The sequence below is a fragment of the Phycisphaeraceae bacterium genome, assembly GCA_015709595.1.
GTDB lineage: Bacteria > Planctomycetota > Phycisphaerae > Phycisphaerales > SM1A02 > CAADGA01.
In genome coordinates this window covers 737,752-756,534 of the sequence record CP054178.1, presented here as the reverse complement: position 1 = coordinate 756,534, position 18,783 = coordinate 737,752, and the positions used below count along the sequence as shown (strand labels likewise).

The 18,783-nt window shown below is 69.7% G+C and carries 13 protein-coding genes; 7 read left to right on the top strand and 6 right to left on the bottom strand.

The features are described 5' to 3' along the window. Window positions 1–27: 27 nt before the first annotated feature. Genes HRU76_03225 through HRU76_03215 form a run of 3 tightly spaced genes read left to right on the top strand, consistent with a single transcriptional unit; the run spans window position 28 to window position 4,176 of the window. On the top strand, window positions 28–1,533 hold the full coding sequence (locus tag HRU76_03225; protein QOJ19074.1) for a UDP-N-acetylmuramoyl-L-alanyl-D-glutamate--2,6-diaminopimelate ligase: 1,506 nt from the start codon (window positions 28–30) through the stop codon (window positions 1,531–1,533). 24 nt (window positions 1,534–1,557) lie between these two features. Continuing rightward, complete coding sequence (gene murF / locus HRU76_03220; protein ID QOJ16662.1) at window positions 1,558–2,976, top strand: UDP-N-acetylmuramoyl-tripeptide--D-alanyl-D-alanine ligase; 1,419 nt, start codon at window positions 1,558–1,560, stop codon at window positions 2,974–2,976. 27 nt (window positions 2,977–3,003) lie between these two features. After that, window positions 3,004–4,176 (top strand): phospho-N-acetylmuramoyl-pentapeptide-transferase, encoded by a 1,173-nt coding sequence (locus HRU76_03215; protein ID QOJ16661.1) that lies wholly within the window; start codon window positions 3,004–3,006, stop codon window positions 4,174–4,176. A 1,130-nt stretch (window positions 4,177–5,306) separates the two neighbouring features. Here the strand turns inward: HRU76_03215 and HRU76_03210 are convergent. From HRU76_03210 to HRU76_03195, 4 genes are all read right to left on the bottom strand, one after another. Further along, the gene (locus HRU76_03210) at window positions 5,307–6,284 is read right to left on the bottom strand and encodes a DUF4268 domain-containing protein (protein QOJ16660.1); all 978 of its coding nucleotides are present in this window, start codon (window positions 6,282–6,284) and stop codon (window positions 5,307–5,309) included. Between the two features lie 171 nt (window positions 6,285–6,455). Then, the gene (locus HRU76_03205; GenBank protein ID QOJ16659.1) at window positions 6,456–7,637 is read right to left on the bottom strand and encodes an RluA family pseudouridine synthase; all 1,182 of its coding nucleotides are present in this window, start codon (window positions 7,635–7,637) and stop codon (window positions 6,456–6,458) included. Continuing rightward, window positions 7,634–8,344, bottom strand: a complete 711-nt coding sequence (locus HRU76_03200) for a hypothetical protein (protein QOJ16658.1) — start codon at window positions 8,342–8,344, stop codon at window positions 7,634–7,636. The genes HRU76_03205 and HRU76_03200 overlap by 4 nt, the downstream gene beginning before the upstream one ends. Before the next feature lie 61 nt (window positions 8,345–8,405). Next, window positions 8,406–9,383, bottom strand: coding sequence for a phosphotransferase (locus HRU76_03195; GenBank protein QOJ16657.1), 978 nt, complete (start codon window positions 9,381–9,383; stop codon window positions 8,406–8,408). Window positions 9,384–9,557: 174 nt separating this feature from the next. Between HRU76_03195 and HRU76_03190 the strand changes: the two genes are divergently transcribed. Next, on the top strand, window positions 9,558–13,088 hold the full coding sequence (locus HRU76_03190) for a hypothetical protein (protein ID QOJ16656.1): 3,531 nt from the start codon (window positions 9,558–9,560) through the stop codon (window positions 13,086–13,088). Window positions 13,089–13,100: 12 nt separating this feature from the next. On the opposite strand, the gene rlmN is transcribed toward HRU76_03190, so the two are convergent. Both rlmN and ispH read right to left on the bottom strand, forming a co-directional pair. After that, window positions 13,101–14,207 (bottom strand): 23S rRNA (adenine(2503)-C(2))-methyltransferase RlmN, encoded by a 1,107-nt coding sequence (rlmN, locus tag HRU76_03185; protein ID QOJ16655.1) that lies wholly within the window; start codon window positions 14,205–14,207, stop codon window positions 13,101–13,103. Window positions 14,208–14,267: 60 nt separating this feature from the next. Then, window positions 14,268–15,326 (bottom strand): 4-hydroxy-3-methylbut-2-enyl diphosphate reductase, encoded by a 1,059-nt coding sequence (ispH, locus tag HRU76_03180; GenBank protein ID QOJ16654.1) that lies wholly within the window; start codon window positions 15,324–15,326, stop codon window positions 14,268–14,270. Window positions 15,327–15,397: 71 nt separating this feature from the next. Between ispH and hpnC the strand changes: the two genes are divergently transcribed. Genes hpnC through HRU76_03165 form a run of 3 tightly spaced genes read left to right on the top strand, consistent with a single transcriptional unit; the run spans window position 15,398 to window position 18,773 of the window. Next, a complete protein-coding gene (gene hpnC, locus HRU76_03175; protein ID QOJ16653.1) occupies window positions 15,398–16,366 on the top strand; it encodes a squalene synthase HpnC in 969 nt (322 codons plus the stop codon). After that, window positions 16,363–17,361 (top strand): phytoene/squalene synthase family protein, encoded by a 999-nt coding sequence (locus HRU76_03170; protein QOJ16652.1) that lies wholly within the window; start codon window positions 16,363–16,365, stop codon window positions 17,359–17,361. The genes hpnC and HRU76_03170 overlap by 4 nt, the downstream gene beginning before the upstream one ends. Continuing rightward, on the top strand, window positions 17,358–18,773 hold the full coding sequence (locus HRU76_03165; protein QOJ16651.1) for an FAD-dependent oxidoreductase: 1,416 nt from the start codon (window positions 17,358–17,360) through the stop codon (window positions 18,771–18,773). The genes HRU76_03170 and HRU76_03165 overlap by 4 nt, the downstream gene beginning before the upstream one ends. The last annotated feature ends 10 nt before the right edge of the window (window positions 18,774–18,783 follow it).

Sequence of the window (18,783 nt, the reverse complement as noted above, 5' to 3'; positions counted from 1 at the left end):
GGGTGTATCGGAGCGCGCTGTTCCATGATGACCATCGCGGGACTGATTCACGACCTGCCCATCCGCGTTCGACGCGGGGACGCCGGCACGCCCGTCGTCTCCGTGGCGGACGACAGCCGCCAGGTCGTTCCCGGAGGGCTCTTCGTCGCCCGCAGAGGTCGCGCCCGCGATGGGGCGGCCTTTCTCGCCGACGCCCTCGACAAGGGGGCCGGCGCGGTGCTGGTCGCCGCCGGCGTTGAGGTTCCGCCCGATGGCGCCGGCGGCCGCGCCCTCGTGCTGGAAACCGATGATCCCGACGCCGTGCTCCCCGTGCTGGCCGAGCGCTTCCACGGCGAGCCGAGCCGGAAACTGGCCCTCATCGGCGTCACCGGCACCAAGGGCAAGACGACCACCGCGTGGCTGGTGCGGCATCTGCTGAGCGTCGGCGGCCTCAAGTGCGGCCTGTTCGGCACGGTGGAGATCGACGACGGGCGCGAGCGCCGCCCCGCCTCGCTCACCACCCCGCCCGCCATTGAACTCAGCGCCACGCTGGCGCGGATGGTCGAGCACGGCTGCCGCGCGGCGGTCATGGAGGTCTCCAGCCACTCCCTCGATCAGGGCCGGGTGGCGGGGCTGCGATTCGTCGTGGGCGCCTTCACCAACCTCACCGGCGACCACCTCGACTATCACGGCACGATGGACGCCTACGCCGCCGCCAAATCGCGGCTCTTCACCATGCTCGACGCGCAGGCCGTCGCCGTGGTGAACGCCGATGACCCCCGCGCGGATGAGATGATCGCACGCAGCCCGGCCCGCGTGCTGCGCTGCGGGCTGCAGACGCCGGGCGGCGAAGCCGGCGCCACCATCTTCTCCATGGACGCCAGCGAAACCCACGTGGCGTTCCACGGGCCGTGGGGGGCGGTCGATGTGCGGCTGCCGCTCATCGGACGCCACAACGTGGCCAACGCCCTGCTGGCGGCCGCCATCGCCCACGTGGCGGGCGCGGACGCCGAGGCCATCGCGCTGGGGCTGTCATCCGCCGCGGCCCCCCCCGGGCGGCTTCAGCCCGTCAGCCGCGCCGATGAGCCCCTCACCGTGCTCGTGGATTACGCCCACACCGATGACGCCCTCGACAAGGTGCTCACCGCGGTGCGCCCCATCGTGCCCGAGGGCGCGAAACTCTGGGTCGTCTTCGGCTGCGGCGGCGACCGAGACCGTACGAAAAGGCCGCGCATGGCCCGCGTGGCCTGCGCGCTGGCCGATCGCGTCGTCGTCACCAGCGACAACCCGCGCACCGAGCCGCCCGACTCGATCGTGCGGGAGATCCTCACCGGCGTGCCCGCCGACGCGGGCGACCGCGTCGAGCCGATCGTCGATCGGCGCGAGGCGATCCACCACGCCGTCCTCCGCGCCGAGGACGGCGACGTGATCGTCATCGCCGGCAAGGGGCACGAGGACTACCAGATCATCGGCGCGGTGAAGCACCCCTTCGACGACCGGCTGGTGGCGCGGGCCGCGCTCAACGAGCGCCTCGGGAGCATGGTGACGCCATGAAGCGCCGCGTGGGAGCATGGTGACGTGATGAAGAACGTGCTGTCGCCGGATTCACTGGCCCGGATCACCGCCGGCCGCTGGCTGCGGGCGCCCGCCCCCGGCGATCTCGCGGAAGGCGTGGGCATCGACTCGCGCGACAACCTCGCCCGCCGCCTGTTCTTCGCCATCCGGGGCGAGCGGCACGACGGCCACGACCACCTCGCCCAGGCCTTCGCCAACGGGGCCGTCGCGGCGGTGGTGGAGCGTGCGGACGCCGCCGACACCGCCCCCGGCCGCCCCGTGCTGGTGGTGGAGAGCGTCCGCCGCGCCCTGGGCCGCCTCGCCGCCGCCCACCGCGACACGCTCACCGGCGCCGCCGTCATCGCCATCACCGGCTCGGCGGGCAAGACCACCACCAAGCACCTGCTTGGCGCCATGCTGAGCGCCGCCCTGCCCGGCACCTGCGCCAGGAAGAGCTTCAACAACGACATCGGCGTGCCCCTCTCGATCCTCGAGGCCTCGCCGCACGACCGCTTCCTCGTGCTCGAAATCGGCACCAACGCCCCCGGCGAAATCGCCGCGCTCGCCGCCATCGCGCGGCCGGACATCGCCATCATCACCAGCATCGGCCGCGCCCATCTCGCCGGGCTCGGCTCGGTCGAACACGTGCTCCGCGAGAAGGGCGACCTGCTCGACCACCTGCGCCGCCCCACGGGGGGGCTGGCCATTCTGCCTTCCGCCTGGCCCGACCTCGCCGCCCGCCTGCGGGGGGGGCGCGCCGTGTGGGTGGGCGAGGACGCCGCCGCCGACCTGCGGCTGACCGCCCGGGGCGGCGACGGACCATTCTGGTTCGAGATCAACGGGCGCGAGCGCTTCGACCTGCTTCTCCCCGGCCGGCACAACGCGATCAACGCCATGATGGCCATCGCCGCCGCCCGGCGCCTGGGCGTCAGCGATGACGCGATCGCCGCCGCCCTCGCCGCCGCCCACGGCCCGCCCATGCGGCTGGAGCGCACCACCCTCGGCGGCGTCACCCTCATCAACGACGCCTACAACGCCAACCCGGAGTCCATGCTCGCCTCGCTGCACGCCTTCGTGGAGCTCTCGCGCGGCGCGACCCGCCGCGTCCTCGTGCTCGGCGACATGCTGGAGCTGGGCGACGCGGCGACCGCCTGCCACGAGGAGATCGGCCGCGCCATCGCCGCCCTCGATCGGCACACCGCCATCGCGCGGGTGTGCTTCATCGGTCAACACGCCGCGGATGTCCGGCGCGGGCTGGGAAGCGGCTGGAGCGGCGAGCGATTCACCTCGCTGCCCGCGCTCGCCGACGCCGCGGCGCGCCTCGTCGAAACGCTCCGGCCCGGCGACGCCGTGCTGCTCAAGGGCTCGCGCCGCATCGGCCTGGAGCGCCTCAGGACCGCGCTGGAGGCGCGAACCGCCCTCAGCGCCCCGGCCGCCGTGTGACGCCTTCCGCCCCCCGCCTGACGCCCCATGCTCTACAACCTCTTCCAGAACCAGGATTTTCAGAACTGGCTTGACGCCATCGGGCTGGGGCCGCTGGTCACGCTGATGTTCCAGCTCGAGTTCCGCGCGTTCTTCGCCGTGGTGGTGAGTTTCGCCTTCGTGCTCGCCTTCGGCAAGCCCATCATCCGCCGGCTCGTGAAACTCAAGGTCGGCGACGCCCCCGAGTTCTACAACAAGTCGCTCAACGAACTCATGGCCGGCAAGCGCAACACGCCCACCATGGGCGGGCTGCTCATCATCGGCGCGATCCTCTTCACCGTGCTGCTGCTGGCCGACCTGCGCCACTTCCACGTGCTGCTGGGCATCGTCGTCATCCTGTGGATGGCCATGATCGGCGCGGTGGATGACTGGCTCAAACTCACCTCCGCCCGCCGGTCCACCGGCTCACGCGAAGGGCTCTACGCGTGGGAGAAACTGCTCTTTCAGCTCGGCATCGCCATGCTGGTCGGCGTCTTTCTCTACCTGCGCGAAGGCCCGCCGGAAGCCCGCGTGCTCACGCTGCCCTTCCAGCGCACCTACGTGCCCGGGCTGGACACCCTCACGCTCGAGGCGGGCGTCATCATCCTCGGCCTGCCCATGTTCGTGCTCATCGTCACGCTGCTGATCGCCGGCACTTCCAACGCCGTCAACCTGACCGACGGCATGGACGGACTGGCCACCGGCATCACCATCATCGCCGCGTTCACCATGATGGCGCTCTGCTACATCGCCGGGTCGAGCGACGCCGCCGGGCGACTGCTGGTCCCCCACATCCGCGAGGGACGCGAGATGATGGTCCTCACCGGGGCCATGGCGGGGGCGTGCCTGGGCTTCCTGTGGTTCAACTGCTCGCCCGCCATGGTGTTCATGGGCGACACCGGCTCGCTCTCGCTGGGCGGGCTGCTGGCCTACATCGCCGTGGTCATCCGCCAGGAAGTGCTGCTCCTCATCATCGGCGGCGTCTTCTTCATGGAGATGGCCAGCGTCATCCTGCAGGTCGGCTGCTTCAAGGCCACCGGCGGCAAACGCATCTTCCGCGTCTCGCCCATCCACCACCACTTCCACCTCGGCGGCTGGAGCGAACAGCAGGTCGTCATCCGCTTCTGGGTGCTGGGGGTGATCTGCTCCATGATCGCGCTGGTGTCGATCAAGCTGCGGTGAATGGGTGGGCGGCCATCAGCGGTCAGCCATCAGCCGACAGCCCGGGGACGCTGATCCCCGGCCCGCCCCGCCACGAGGCCGACCGGGGCGCTCCGTGCGTGAGCCGCGACCATCCGTGAGCGAGCCGCGACCATCCCTGAGCGAGCCGCGACCGTGAGGGAGCGGTCGGCCCGCGCCGTGGCGTGAGAGGGGGCGCTCCCTGAGCGAGCCGCGACCATCCGTGCGTGAGCCGCGACCGTGAGGGAGCGGTCGGCCCGCGCCGTGGCGTGAGAGGGGGCGCTCCCTGAGCGAGCCGCGACCACCCGTGCGTGAGCCGCGACCATCCGTGAGCGAGCCGCGACCATCCGTGCGTGAGCCGCGACCATCCGTGCGCGAGGCGCGACCACCCGTGCGTGAGCCGCGACCATCCGTGAGCGAGCCGCGACCATCCGTGCGTGAGCCGCGACCATCCGTGCGCGAGGCGCGACCATCCGTGAGCGAGCCGCGACCGTGAGGGAGCGGTCGGCCCGCGCCGCCAGGTGGGGGGGCCGCGCCGTGGCGTGGGGGGGCCGCGCCGTGGCGTGGGGGGGCCGCGCCGTGGCGTGGGGGGGCCGCGCCGTGGCGTGGGGGGGCCGCCATCTTGCAAAGTCCCCGCGCGCCTTTGTAAAGTCCCCGCGCGCCTTGAACAAGGGAACGCTTCCCTTGAACGGGGGAGAGCGGGACTTTGCAAAGGGAGCCGTTCCCTTGAACGAGGGAGCCGTTCCCTTGAACGGGGGAACGCTTCCCTTGAACGAGGGAAGGAAGGACTTTGCAAAGGGAAGGAGGGACTTGAACGTGGCGCGCGGGGACTTTGTCGTGGCGCGCGGGGACGTTGCAATGGGAACGCGGGACTTTGCAAAGGGAACGCGGGACTTTGCAAAGGGAGCCAGGGACTTTGCAAGGGGAGAGCGGGACTTTGCAGGATCAGCGGTGGGCGGATGCGCGGCCCGTGGGGATTGTGCGGGTTGTTCGGGCGCACGGACTGCGCCGCCGCCGGATGGTGCGGGTTGTGCGGGGGCGGGGCGGTGGGAGGTGGGGACAGGGGCCGGGCGAGCGATGCGCTTGCGGGTTGAGTCGATGCTCGGTCACGCAGCGACTGGAAGCCGTGGTTCTCAGTCCGTGTTGAGATTCTTCACCAGCGGCCTGAAGCACCTGTCCAGGGCCTCAAGGCGCTGATGGAGCCAGTCGAAGCACTCGGGCCAGCGCGATTCATCCAGAAAGTCCATGTCCCGGCGGGTGTAGATGCGGCGCTTGTGCTTGCCCTCCGGGTCGTGCCAGACCAGTTCGAAGTCGAGTTGTTTCTGAATGGCGTCCTGCTGTTTCTGGAGCGCGGCGAACTCCTGCTCGGCATCGGGGCCATTGAGGACCAGTTCAGCCCGAATCTCGGGGCCTTTGATCCCGGTGATCGAGTTCCAGATCGAAACACAGGAAGCCAGATGCATGCCCGGTCGTCCGACGGCGTGAACCATCCAATGTCTGGGCCGGGGTTTCTGGCATCGAACGGTGCTCTTCTTCGACTCCATGAACTCCCGGAACGCCGTCCAGAACCGCAGTTGCAGTTGCTTGTGTTCAGAGACGCCCCCGGCGGCGGCGGCGGCCTGCTGAATCGCGCGCGACCAGTCGTTGGGCTGGCTGACGATGTTGAACTTCGGCGCCATCGGAGAGTTGTCGATCCGCCAGAGCTCCACCTCGAGCCCGAAGAAGTTGATCGTGTCGTCGGTGTGCTCGTTGAGCCAGTCCAGCGCGGCGCGGTGTTCATCGGTGAATCGCTCGGCGATCCAGACGATCGTCACGGCGTGCAGGCCCGCGGCGTAGGTCAGCAGTTGTCCGAGGTGGGTGTGATCGGTGCGCTCCAGCTGATTCTCGATCAGCACCCAGCTGTCGTTGGCCAGGTCCTTGCAGACGATGTCCGCCTTGTAGGGACCGACGCCGCTTTCCGTGGAATCGCACTCGAGTTCCATGCCGATTGCTTCGCCAAGAAGTTCGAGGTTCTCATGGCGGGCCAGCCAGGGCGTGAAGTCGCCGGATTCGGACTTCCATGCTTCGCGCAGATCGACCTTGTGCAACCGACTGATGGGTGGTGTGCTCATGGCGTGCTCACAGTGTGCTCTCGTGACACGTTGCCGATTTCCGAGCGGCCTTGGGTTCACCCACACAACCCGTCCCGGACTCCTCAAGGTATTCTGGCGTTTCCGTGTCGCGGTCGTCGGGCTGGCGAGGCGACTTGGAGCCGCGCGAGTCGCGGGGCGGGGTCCGGCGTATCAGGCGGATTCCCGCCGCGGCGCGGGGCCGCCGAGGGCGAGGTCAAGGTCGATCGTGGCCCCCGCCACGCGCGTCGGCCTGGGGCGGCGGTGTTCGCGGAGCGCGTGGATGAAGTCGCGCATGTCGGCGGGCAGGGGCGCCTGGAAGGTCACGCGCTGGTGGGTGATGGGGTGGACGAAGGAGAGCAGGGCGGCGTGGAGCGCCTGACGCATCATCAGCGGCTCGGCGGCGCGGGGGTGGCTTTCGCCGGCGACATCGCCCCAGGTGAGTCGTTGGCCGCCGTACATGTCATCGCCGGCGATGGGGAAGCCCAGGTGGGAGAGATGCACGCGGATCTGGTGGGTGCGGCCGGTCTTGAGCTCCAGCTCCACGAGGGTGAAGTCATCGTACACCTCGCGCACGCGGTAGATGGTGGTGCTGGGCTTGCCGGTCTCGTCCCAGCGCACGGCGTACTTTTCGCGGATGGTCGGGTGCTTGCCCAGGGGCAGGTCGATGACATCGGCGTGCGGCTCGACGCGGCCGTGGACGACCGCGAGGTAGCGCTTCTCGGTGGTGCGGTTCTCGAACTGCTTGCCCAGCCGCCAGTGGGCGGTGTCGGTCTTGGCCATGACCATGACGCCGGTGGTGTGTCGGTCGAGGCGGTGGACGACGCCGGGTCGGGCGAACTCCTCGCCGACAGATGAGAGGGAGCCGCCGGATGTCTGCCGCAGGTGCCAGGCCACGGCGTTGATGAGGGTGCCGGTCTTGTTGCCGCGCGCGGGGTGGACGATGAGGTCGGCGCGCTTGTTGAGGACGAGCAGGTCGGCGTCCTCGTAGAGGATGTCGATGGGGATGTTCTCGGCGGGAATCTCGGTGCTGGGCGGCGGGGGCAGGACGACGATGACCTCGTCGCCCTTGCGGAGGTTGGTGGAGGGCTTGGGCGTGCGGCCGTTGACGGTGACGGCGTTCTCGCGGATCAGGCGCTGGAGCGAGGTGCGGCTGAGGAAGGGCACGCGATCGACGAGGTACTTGTCCAGCCGCTTGTTCAGGTCGCGCGACAGGACGAGCCGCAGGTGGATGGGCTCGTCGTCCTCGCCTTCCTGGGCTTCGTAGAGGCGGTAGAGGGCTTCCTGATCGACCTTGCCGCCCGCGCCGAGGATCGAGATGTCGTCGTCGTCAGGCCCCACGTCCCGCGTGGTCACGAGGGGTCGGACCCGCCGCGGTCGAGCAGGTCGCGGAGCAGCGGGTCGATGGGTGATGGGCGGGGGACGCTGGATCGCTCCGGCAGGTCGGCGACGTTCTTCAGCCCGTCCAGCGAGTCGCGGCGGGCCTTGATCTGCGAGGCCATGAGCGGATACACCGGCTCGGCGAGCCGGATGATCTCGTCGTAGCGCTGCCGCGCCTGGTCGAACCGGCCCGCGCTTTCCGCGACGGTCGCCAGTCCGGAGAGCGCCTGCAGGCGGAACAGGAGGCGCCTGGGGTCGTTCTCGACCGATTCGAGCACCTGGCGGAAGAGGGCCTCGGCCTTGTCAAGGTGCTTCCTGACGCCCTCGGCGTCCAGGGTGATGGCCCCGTCGTCGGGATCGCGGGCGTTGACCGCGGCGGTGAGGTGGGTGTCCGCCGCGCGCAGCCGGGCCAGTTCGGGAACGGACGCCACGCCCGCGTGATCGATGGCCACGTTCTCCAGACTCTCGACCTTGGTGGCGTACTCGAGATCAAAGAACGCGGCGGACTGCCTGCCCTGACGCCACTGCTGGTAGCGGTCGTATCCCAGCCAGGCGACCAGCACGACCAGGATGCCCAGCAGCCACGTGGGGCCCTTGTTGCGCAGCCAGTCCACGAATTCCTGATTGACCTTGCTGTCGGTCAGGTCGGTCTGCTGAACTTCTTTGAGCCGTTCGCGGTCCATGGGGCTTCCTGCGTGTCGCGGAAGGGGATGGTAGGGTTGGGCGTCACCGGGGGCAATGCCGCTAGAGGCCGGCGGCCTTGAGTTCGCTCAGGCCGGATTCGATGCGTTGCAGGCAGGCCGCCAGGTGGGCCGGATGCCCCTCCGTCCGCATGAAGCGGGGGGCGGTGGAGGCCAGCAGAATCCGGCGGACGGCGGCCAGGCGCTGGTACCCGTCATCCACGGGCAGGTTCAACTCGCGGCGGGCGGCGGCGAGCTCCTTCAGGGGCTTGGCGGCCTTGAGCCGCTCCGGCCTGGCCCAGTGCAGACGCTCCAGGTACACGGCGTCCTCGATCCAGTGGCCGGGGCGCACCTCGGCCAGGTCGATCAACGTGACCGGCGCCTCGGGCTCCGTGCCGCGGCACATGGCGTTGGCGGGGTGGAGGTCGCCGTGAATCCACCCGTCGATGAAGCGCTCATTCCAGGTGTTGACGAGCCACGTCGCCCGCGATTGAACGGCCTTGATGGCGGCGATCCACCGCTGCTGATCGGGCAGGGGGTTGTCCTGGAGGATCTTCCGGACGGCCTCCAGCAGACCGTGCCAGTCCTCGCGGGCGGGGCAGCGGTCGATGGCGTAGGCGCGCGTGGCGGCGTGAAAGCGTGCGGCGGCGCGGGCGATGCGGGGAATCACGGAGTCATCCCAGTGCGCCCCGAGCGGGCCGTGCGGCAGGCGCTCGATGACGATCCACCCGAAGTCCAGCCCCGCCAGCGTGTCGCCGGAGGCGTAGAGCCGGGGCACGACGGGGTCGCCATCGTCGGTCTGGAGTCGCTGCGTCCAGCGGAGTTCGGCGTCGCCGACCGGGATCTTCACCACCACGGGGCAAGGCCCGTGCTTCTCGTGGTCGAAGACGGCGTGAGCGGTCGCCGCCCCGCCCCGCTGCCAGTCGGCGCGGAACCACGACAGGTCGCGCAGACGCCCGTCGCAGGCGGAGATCAATGCGGGGGCAAGCGAGGCGGCCAGGGATTGAGCATCGACGCGTTCACCGGACGACGCGACGCTCACCGGGCGCCTCCCGCGATGCGGCGCGCCGATCGGATCAGGCCGACCCGAATCGTGCGACGGGTGGTCAGCCCGTGCTCGAATCGTCCGCAACGCTCACGCATGCCGCCAGCATACCACCGGGTGGACGGCCGCTCAAGGACGCTTGAAGATCGAAGTCCCGTACAATCGGCCCGCATGGCGACGCGCGGCACAACTCCGCCCCGGGTGCTGGCCCAGAATGAGGGGTATGCGCTGCTGTCCGCCGCCGAGTCGCTGCTGAAGGCCTGCCTGGAGGCGGACACGGGCGTTGACCTGGTGGTGGGGCCGCCCGATTCGTGGTTCGACAGCGTCCTTCGCGCGGTCGAGGATGCCGCGTCCAACGACCTGCTCAGGCGACACGGGACGCGCGTGAACCCCTCCGCCGACGCGGGACGGGCGGTCACGCTCGCCATCCATGCGGCGCGGGGCGGGCGGCGAGCGGTGGCGTGCGTCCCCAACGAGCAGCTGGCGCTGGCCATGAACACGCTCATGCCGGGACTGCGCCGATCGTTCGAGTCGGACGGCGGCGCGGTGCTCTGCGTCGAGAACGATCCGAGGCGGCATCCGTGGCCTTCGCCGCGGCGTCTGCTTTCCAATGCCGGCCTGCCCTGCCTGGAGCCGTCCGACCTGGGCGCGCTGCGCGCGTCGGTGGAGACCGGGCTGCAGCTCAGCCGCGCGGGGGGGAAGCCCGTGGGCGTCATCGTTCACCGGAGCATCCTGACGTCCATGGACACGGTCGCGTGCGGCCCGAACCGCGTGGTGACCTCGTCGGAGGTGGAGGCGATGCTTCAGCGTCGCCGACGCCGTCGCGTGCGCGCCCTGGATGGCGAGGGCGTGATGCGGCTGGCGCGCCGACTGGAGGTGAACCGGGTCGCCAACCTTCCGAGTCCCGGGGAGCGGGTCGAGACGGCGCTGGTGCTGGTCGGTCCGACTGCTCCAGCGGTTCGTCACCTGCTCTACGAGCTGCAGTTGATCGGGCGGGTTCCGCTGCTGGAGATCGGACTGGTCAATCCGCTGGATGACGCGCTGATCGAACGGTTTCTCGATCGGTGCGAGCGGGCCATCGTGCTCGAATCGCGCCCGGGCGAGACGGAGTTGGAGATGCTGGCCATCACCGAGGACATGCGGCGACGCGGGCTGCGCCCCGGAACCATCTGGGGCCGCGTGCTTCCATCCGCCGCGGGCGGCGCCGAGACCGCGGTCGGAGGCGGTTCCGGCGGCGCGGCTTCATCAGTCGCCGCATCGCTGGGATTGCTCCCCGATGACGCCCTCTCCGCCTCGGTGCTGGCGAGGCGGCTGATTCACCTGCTGCACGCGGTGCGGCCCACGAGGCGCGTGGCCAGTCGATTGATGCAGGAGATTCCCGAGGGCGATGTCGCCCCCTCGCAGACGGGCGCGCGGGATGACGCCCGGACCGAATCGCGCGAGTTGCCGGGCGTGATCGGTGCGATGGATCGGCTTCGCGCCATGCTGGCGGATGCGGCGCGCTGGCTGGCGACCGGGGCGCCGCTGGAGGAGCGCGGGCTCGATCCGACCTCGCTGGTCATCGAGGGCGTCGGTCGCCCCGGGCCGCGCACCATCCGCGCCGAGGTGTGGACCGGGCGGGACTTCATCTCACTGGGTCGCGCCGCGGTGCAGCAGGCGGCCATGGATGATGACTCCTGGCTCTTCGTGGTGGCGACCGAGTCCCGCATCAAGGCGCCGATGATCGAGCGCGTGGTGCAATCGGCGCTTTCGTCCGAGATCGCCTCGCGCGTCGAGACGACCACGGGCGACCTGTCGGACCGCGCCCGGGTGCGGGAGCTGCTCCACGAAGCGTGCCTGCACACCGGGGTCTCGGTGGTGGTGGTGGAAACGGGAGAGGCCCCGCGCCGGGCCCGACGCGACGTCGAGGAAACGGTGGCCGACATCGATCGCCAGGGCTTCAGCCGCATTGATCGCCTGGTGCATCGCGCGGACGTGGTGTGCGACGTTCGACCGCGGCGCGAGGAGCCCGAGCCGATGCTGTCGCGCCACGGCGAATCAACCGGGGGCGGGGTGACGCACGCCATCGACCGGTTGCCGCCCCGGCTGCGATCGGAGGTCCGCTTCCGGCTTCGTCCCATGCTGGAGATGGTGGACGTGGTGCGCACGCGTCCACCCGCCGCGCCCGGTCGGGGAGCCGGTGAGCGTCTGCCGATTCCGGAGCCGATTCACGCGCGTCAGCCCGTCTGGTCCATGCACCTGGCGGGCACGCGGGGCGAAGCGCCGGGGGTGGCGGCCAGGGTGCTGTCCGAGGCGGGTCGCGTGCAGGGGTATCACGTGCGCTGCGCCTTTGAACCCACCTCCACCGGGCCGGGGCGGGGGTCGTGGGCCCAGGTGACGTTTTCGCAGTTCGATGAAGAAGGCGCGCCGCTTCCGCTGACGTCGCAGATCCCGTGGGGTGAGGCGGACGTGCTGCTTGGGGCGGACGCCCGGCTGGCGGCGTGGGCGTGCGACGGCGCCGGGCTGCGCGTGGCCCACCCCACCGTGACCGGCGCCGTCGTGGATCCATCCGGAGGACTGGACCCTTCCGACCGTGAGGCGGTCGAGTCGAGCCGCGCGGCGTTGCAGCGAGTCGCCCGGCACGTCGCCCCCGATCAGCGGTTCGAACTGGAGGCGGGGGCGGCGGCCCGCGCGGTCTTCGGAACGGATCGACCGGCCGACCTGGTGCTGCTCGGGTTCGCCTACCAGAAGGGCCTCATTCCGCTGCGGCTGGACGCGCTGGAGGAAGCGCTTGTGACGATCGAATCGCGCGGCTGGGCGCGGTGCCGCGAGGCGTTCACGCTGGGGCGCCGCGCCGCGGTCAACCCGCGTGAATCGTGGCGCGTGCGGGTCGGAGGCGCCGAGACCCCGGCGCGCGTGCTGCGCCGCGCCGTCCTCAGCCGACGCGCCGAGCGCGGCGTCAGCCGACGCCTGGCCCGCGAACTTCGCACGCTGGGAGCGTCGGCGCTCGATGCGCTCAGCGCGTGGAGCGGAACGCCGGAAGGAGATCAGTCGCTTTCGGAAATGGTTCGAGCCATTGATCGACTGATCCGATGGGGCGGAACCGGCCTGGCTCGTCGATTCGTCGATCAGGTGATCGCTTTGGAGCGCCGGAGCGCGGCGTGCGGCGCGGCGGACGCCGCCCGGCTGGCCGTGGCGCCGCTTGCCGAGGCGACGCTGATCCGCGACAGCTTCTACCTCGCCGACATGGCCTCGTCGATCGAGGCGAAGCGGCTCGTGCGCGACCGGCTCAACGTCCGCCGCGCGCGAGGCGATGAACTGACCAGGCGGTTCATCAACCGACTCGAGGTTGTGGCCTTTTCGCGTCGTCTCCGCGTTGACTTCCGCACCAGCGACTGGATCGTGGTGCTGGCGAGGCGGATCGGGCGTTTCTGGCCCGATCGACTGCGCGGCACCCGCGCCGAGCGCACCCGGGCCGCCGCCGTGCGTCAACTGGTGGAGGAGGCCGCCGCCGGAATCACGGATGATCCGATCGGCTGGCGTGATCGTCTGGTTCGACTCAACGTGCTGGTCGAATCGGGGCAATTGCGTCGGCTCTCCGCCGAGTCGATCCGCCGTCGCGTGCTGGGCGATGCCGGGGCGACCGAAGGGGGTGTCCCGGACGACGTGGAGCGTGAGCCGGTCGATGCGTCGGACGATGGCGAGCCGCCCGCGACGGAATGACGCGCCGCCGCGTCAGCGTTGACCCGCCTCTGCGGCGCGGCGCTCATGGCGCAACTGCCCGCACGCGGCGGCGATGTCCCGTCCCCGGCTGGCGCGGATATGCACGTTGACCTGGCGTTCCCGCAGAATCGACTGGAACGCGTGGACATCCTCGGTGGAGGGTCGTTCGAACGGCAGACCCTTCACTTCGTTGTAGCGGATCAGGTTGACGTTGGAGCGAAGCCGCTTGGCGACCTGAGCCAGCTCGCGGGCGTGCTCGGGGCGGTCATTGACGCCGCGCAGCAGGATGTATTCAAGCGTGATCTCGCGCCCCGTCTTCTCGAAGTACTCGTCGCACGCGTCGATCAACTCGTCGATCGTGGTGTAGCTGGCCCACGGGATGAGCGTTCGCCGCAGATCGTCGTTCGGCGCGTGAAGAGAGAGCGCCAGCGTGACGGGAATCTCGAACTGCACCAGTTTGCGAATGGCGGCGGGCAGGCCCACGGTGGACACCGTGATGCGCCGGGCGCTGATGCCCAGTCCCCACAGGGCGTTGAGCGTGCGGATGGCGTCCGTGACTGCGGCGAAGTTGGCCAGCGGCTCGCCCATGCCCATGAAGACGACGTTGGTGATGCGACGCACGTCCGGCAGCATGCCCAGCCGGTAGACCTGCTCCACGATCTGCCCGGCGGTCAGGTTGCCCTCCACCCCGCCCAGCCCCGAGGCGCAGAAGGCGCAGCCCACCGGGCAGCCCACCTGGCTCGAGATGCACGCGGTTCGTCGATCCTCGGCGGGGATCATCACGCACTCGGTTTCCTTGTTGCTCCCCTCGCCGCCGCCGCCCGATCCGACCACGGGAAGGGTGAGGTTCGTGGCGTCGTTCAGCGGCCGCCACGCCAGCAGCAGCTTCTGGGTGCCGTCGCTGGCGCACTGTCGGACCCGCTCCACGCCCCGGAAGAAGACGATCCGCTCCGTGAGCGCCTGCCGATGCAGCTTCGACAGGTCGCTCATCGCCTCGAAGTCAGGCGTGCGCCGCTCGTACACCCACGACAGCACCTGCGCCGCGGCATACCGGGGCATCCGGAGCTCGGCGCCCACCTGCTGCAAGGTCGTCGGGGTGAGGTCGAAGAAGTGGATCATGCAGGACGGACACCACGTTCATCCGCGGCTCCAACGGGGGGCCCTGGCGACCGTTCCCGATCAGCTGGTCACGCCCACCGTCAGGTCCACGGTTCGGTGCGCGATGCCGTGGCCATCGAGAAATCGGTCGATTGACTCCGCGTCGTCGCGGTAGATGCGGCGTTCGGCGGGGTCGACGCCGTGCCGTCGCATGAATTCCTTGAGCGTGCCGGGCAGACCGAACTCGACGCGCTCGTGGTAGATGTCGTGCTGCTCGATTTCGCCGCCGTAGTCGCGCACCAGGTGCAGAATGAGGTCATGCACGAGATCCTCCGGGGCGCTGGCGCCGGCGGTCACCAGCACCGTGTTCACGCCGAGGAACCACGACGGATCGAGTTCGCTGCGATCGTCAATCAGGTGCGCCGGCGTGCCGATGTTGCGGGCGATTTCCGCCAGTCGCTGCGAGTTGGAGCTGTTGCGGCTGCCCACCACGAGCACCAGGTCGCAGTCCGGGGCGATCCGACGCACCGCGGTCTGGCGGTTGGTGGTGGCGTAGCAGATATCCTCGCTGGGGGGCTCCTTGATCGCGGGAAACGCCTGTCTGAGCGCCCCGATGATCTTCATGGCGTCGTCCATGCTGAGCGTGGTCTGCGTGAGATAGACCAGCCGCTCGGGATCGCGGATGGAGAGCGCCGGGATGTCGTCCGGTGACTCGACCACCTGAATGGCGTCCGGCGCCTCGCCCCGCGTGCCGATGACTTCCTGATGATCCGCGTGGCCGACGAGGAGAATCTGATATCCCTTGCGTGAGTAGCGGATGGCCTCCGCGTGAACCTTGGTCACCAGCGGACAGGTGGCGTCGACCACCTGGAGTCGGCGTTCCGTCGCGGTCTGCCGCACCTGCGGGCTGACGCCGTGGGCGCTGAACACGCAGATGGCGCCTTCGGGGATGTCCTCCACCGAGTCCACGAATCGCACGCCGCGCGAGCGGAACCGCTCGACCACGTGGCGGTTGTGGACGATCTCGTGAAAGACGTAGATCGGCTCACCCTCGCAGATATCGAGCAGTTGATCGACCACGTCCACGGCCATGTAGACGCCGGCACAGAATCCGCGGGGGTTGGCGAGAATGATGCGCACGGTCGTGCCTCGTTTCAGGGATGGGATGATAGCATGGTGGCCCCGGCCCACCGGCGCGTTTGACCGCACCCATGACGACCTTCGTTCACCAGCTCGAACGCAACGGCCCCGAACGGGTGGAAACCTTCTCCGAGCGCGACGCCCGGGCGTGGGCGGTGCGGCAGGCGACCTCGCACTACGAGAACTTCAGCGTGCTTTCGGCGCTGGTGCCGCCGGATCGGCGCGAGGACTTCGCCGCCGTCTACGCCTTCTGCCGCTGGGCCGACGACCTGGCTGACGAGGTCCACAGCCCGCAGCGCTCGCTGGAGCTGCTGGACTGGTGGCGACGGGAGCTGGCCCAGTGCTTCGCGGGCGACCCGCGCCATCCCGTCTTCATCGCGCTGGCGCCCACCATCCGGCGGCATGACCTGCCGATCGAGCCGTTCGAGGCGCTCATCGGCGCGTTCGAGCAGGATCAGCGGGTGACTCGCTATGACACGTGGGAGCAGTTGCTGGGCTACTGCCGGGGCAGCGCTGATCCCGTCGGGCGTCTGGTGCTGATGGTGCTGGGCGAATCGCGCGACGCGGCGCGATTCGAACGCAGCGACGCCGTCTGCACCGCCCTTCAGTTGACCAACCACTGGCAGGACGTTCGCCGCGACATCCTTGACCGGAACCGCGTGTATATCCCGCGCGAGATGATCCGGGGGGAACGATTCGACGAGCGGCTTCGCCAGAGCGCCGCGCAGGGGTGGGCGGTGGACGGTTCATTCCTCGACCAGTCCCGTCGGGCCATCCGCGCCTGCGTGCGGCGCACCTGGCCGCTCTTTGAGAAGGGCGAAGGGCTGCTGGACCTCGTCTCCGACCGGGCCAGGCCGATTATCTGGCTGTTCATCGCCGGCGGCGAGCACGTGCTCCACCGCATCGAGACATGGGACTACGAGACCGCGCTGCATCGGCCCACGCTCGGACCCGTGACCAAGGCGCGGCTGGTCTTCCGCGCCTGGCGCCTGGCTCGCGGCTGGGGGGGAACGAGACGCCGGGCGGGAGGCGCCCCATGACGGCGCCAATCGGACCAGCCGACCTCGACCGCGCCTTCGCGTGGTGCGAGCGGGTGACTCGCGAGCGGGCGGGAAACTTCTACCACGGACTGAAGCTCGCCCCGACGCGCAAGCGCGCCGCGCTGTTCGCCCTGTACGCCTGGATGCGGGAGGCGGACGACCTGGTGGACGGGGGGGCGGCGGGGCTCAGAGGCCAGCCGTCAGCCGTCAGCCATCGGCCGTCTGGGGGCGATCGATTGCCGGCGACGCCCGGCGACTCCGGCGCTCATGCGGTCTCGCACGAGTGCCGATCGGCGCTGGATCAGTTCCGCGCCGATACCGATGCGTCGCTGGCGGGACAGCCCGCATCCTCTCCTTCACCGCTGTGGGTCGCCCTTTCGGCGGTGGCGCGGGACTTTCCCATCCGTCGCCAGCACTTTCACGACATGATCGACGGACAGATCGCCGATCTGACGGTGCGTTCCTACGCCACGTTCGAGGATCTGCGGGCATACTGCTACCGCGTCGCGTCCACGGTCGGGCTGCTGTGCATTTCGATCTGGGGTTACAGCGATCCAGCGGCGGAGAGGCACGCCGTCGATCGGGGCGTCGCCTTTCAACTGACCAATATTCTGCGTGACGTGGCGGAGGACTTTGACGGCGGGCGCGTGTACCTGCCGGGAGAGGATTTCGAGCGTCACGGGCTGACGCCGGAGGTTCTGCGCCACTGGCGTGCGCCGGATCGTTGCGCCCGGTTCATGGCTGAGCAGGTGCAGCGGGCGCGCGACCATTATGTCCGCAGCACCCCGCTGGAGGGGTTGATCGAACCCGACTGCCGCCCCGTGCTGTGGGCGATGACGACGATCTACGCCTCGCTGCTGGAGAAGATCGGGCGCCACCCGCGGCGCGCCGCCACCGGCGGACGGGTGCGATTGAGCGCGTTCCGCAAGGGATTGATTGCGCTCGAAGCCACGCGGCGCACCTACCTGAGCGCCGGCGCGGGAGCCGGGGCGTGAGCGCGCGCCTGGTGGTCATCGGCGGCGGTCTGGCGGGCATCGCCGTCGCGGTTCGGCTGGCGGAAGCGGGACACAAGCCGCTGCTCATCGAGACGAAGAAGAAACTGGGCGGGCGCGCCACCAGTTTCATCGACCCGCGCAATGAGCGCGAACTCGACAACTGTCAGCACGTGGTGATGGGCTGCTGCACGCACCTGCTCGATTTGTTCAGCCGCATCGGCGTGCTCGACCGGATTCAGTGGCATCGCGAGCTGTTCTGGACGAAGGGCGACGGGATCGTGGACGTGATCCGACCAGCCCGCCTGCCCGCGCCGTTTCACATGGCCTTGGCGCTGGGGCGTCTCTCGTTCCTGGGCAAACAGGATCGCGCCGCCATCCGCCGCGCCATGTGGCGGCTGATCCGCCTCAGCCCGGCGGGGCGGCAGCGATGGACAGGCCGGGCCTTCAGCGAGTTCCTGGCGGAGCAGCGGCAGACGGAAAACGCGATCCGCTGTTTCTGGACGCCGATCATCGTCAGCGCCTGCAACGTGGCGCTCGAGCGATGTGAGTGCTCCTACGCCATGCAGGTCTTTCAGGAAGGGTTCCTCGCCAACGCATGGGGCGGCGCCGTGGGGCTGCCAACCGTGCCGCTCTGGCGGCTGTATGATCCGGCAGTCGACTTCATCGAGTCGCGCGGCGGAGACGTGGTCGATGGCGTTTCGGCCAGGTCGCTCGCGTTCGACGGTACGCGCATCACGGGCGTGGTTACGCCGGATGGACTGATTCCCTGCACGTCGGTCGTCACGGCGGTGCCCTTCGACCGGCTGGACAAGCTCGTCTCCGACACGCTCCGCCGGGCTGATGCGCGGCTGCAAGCCCTGGACCGGTTCGAGATCAGCCCGATTCTCGGCGTCCACCTCTGGTTTGAAACCCCGGTCATGTCGCAGCCGCACCTGGTCGTTGTGGATGCGGGCGTGCAGTGGCTCTTCAACAAGGGCGTCGATGAAGCGGGGCGCCAGCACCTGCACGCGGTCATCAGCGCGGCGGACGAATGGATGGAGCTGCCCGAGGAGACGATCGTCGATCGCGTCATGGTCGATCTTCATCGCGTGCTTCCGCGCAGCCGCGGGCTGAGGCCCGTCGAGGCCCGCGCCGTGAAGGAAAAGCGCGCCACCTTCGCGCTCACGCCGGGCATCGACGCCATTCGTCCGCGCTCCGCGCCGGGTCCGATCGGTTTGCACGGAGCGGTGCCGAATCTGTATCTCGCCGGTGACTGGTGCGATACCGGCTGGCCGGCGACGATGGAAGGAGCGGTTCGCAGCGGCTACGAGGCCGCCGGCGCGGTGACGGGCCAGGACTGCGGCGTCGGCGATCTTCCACCCGGCCCGCTGGCGCGGGTTCTCGGGCTCAAACCCGCGGGCCGAATCGCCTGATTGGCTCTTG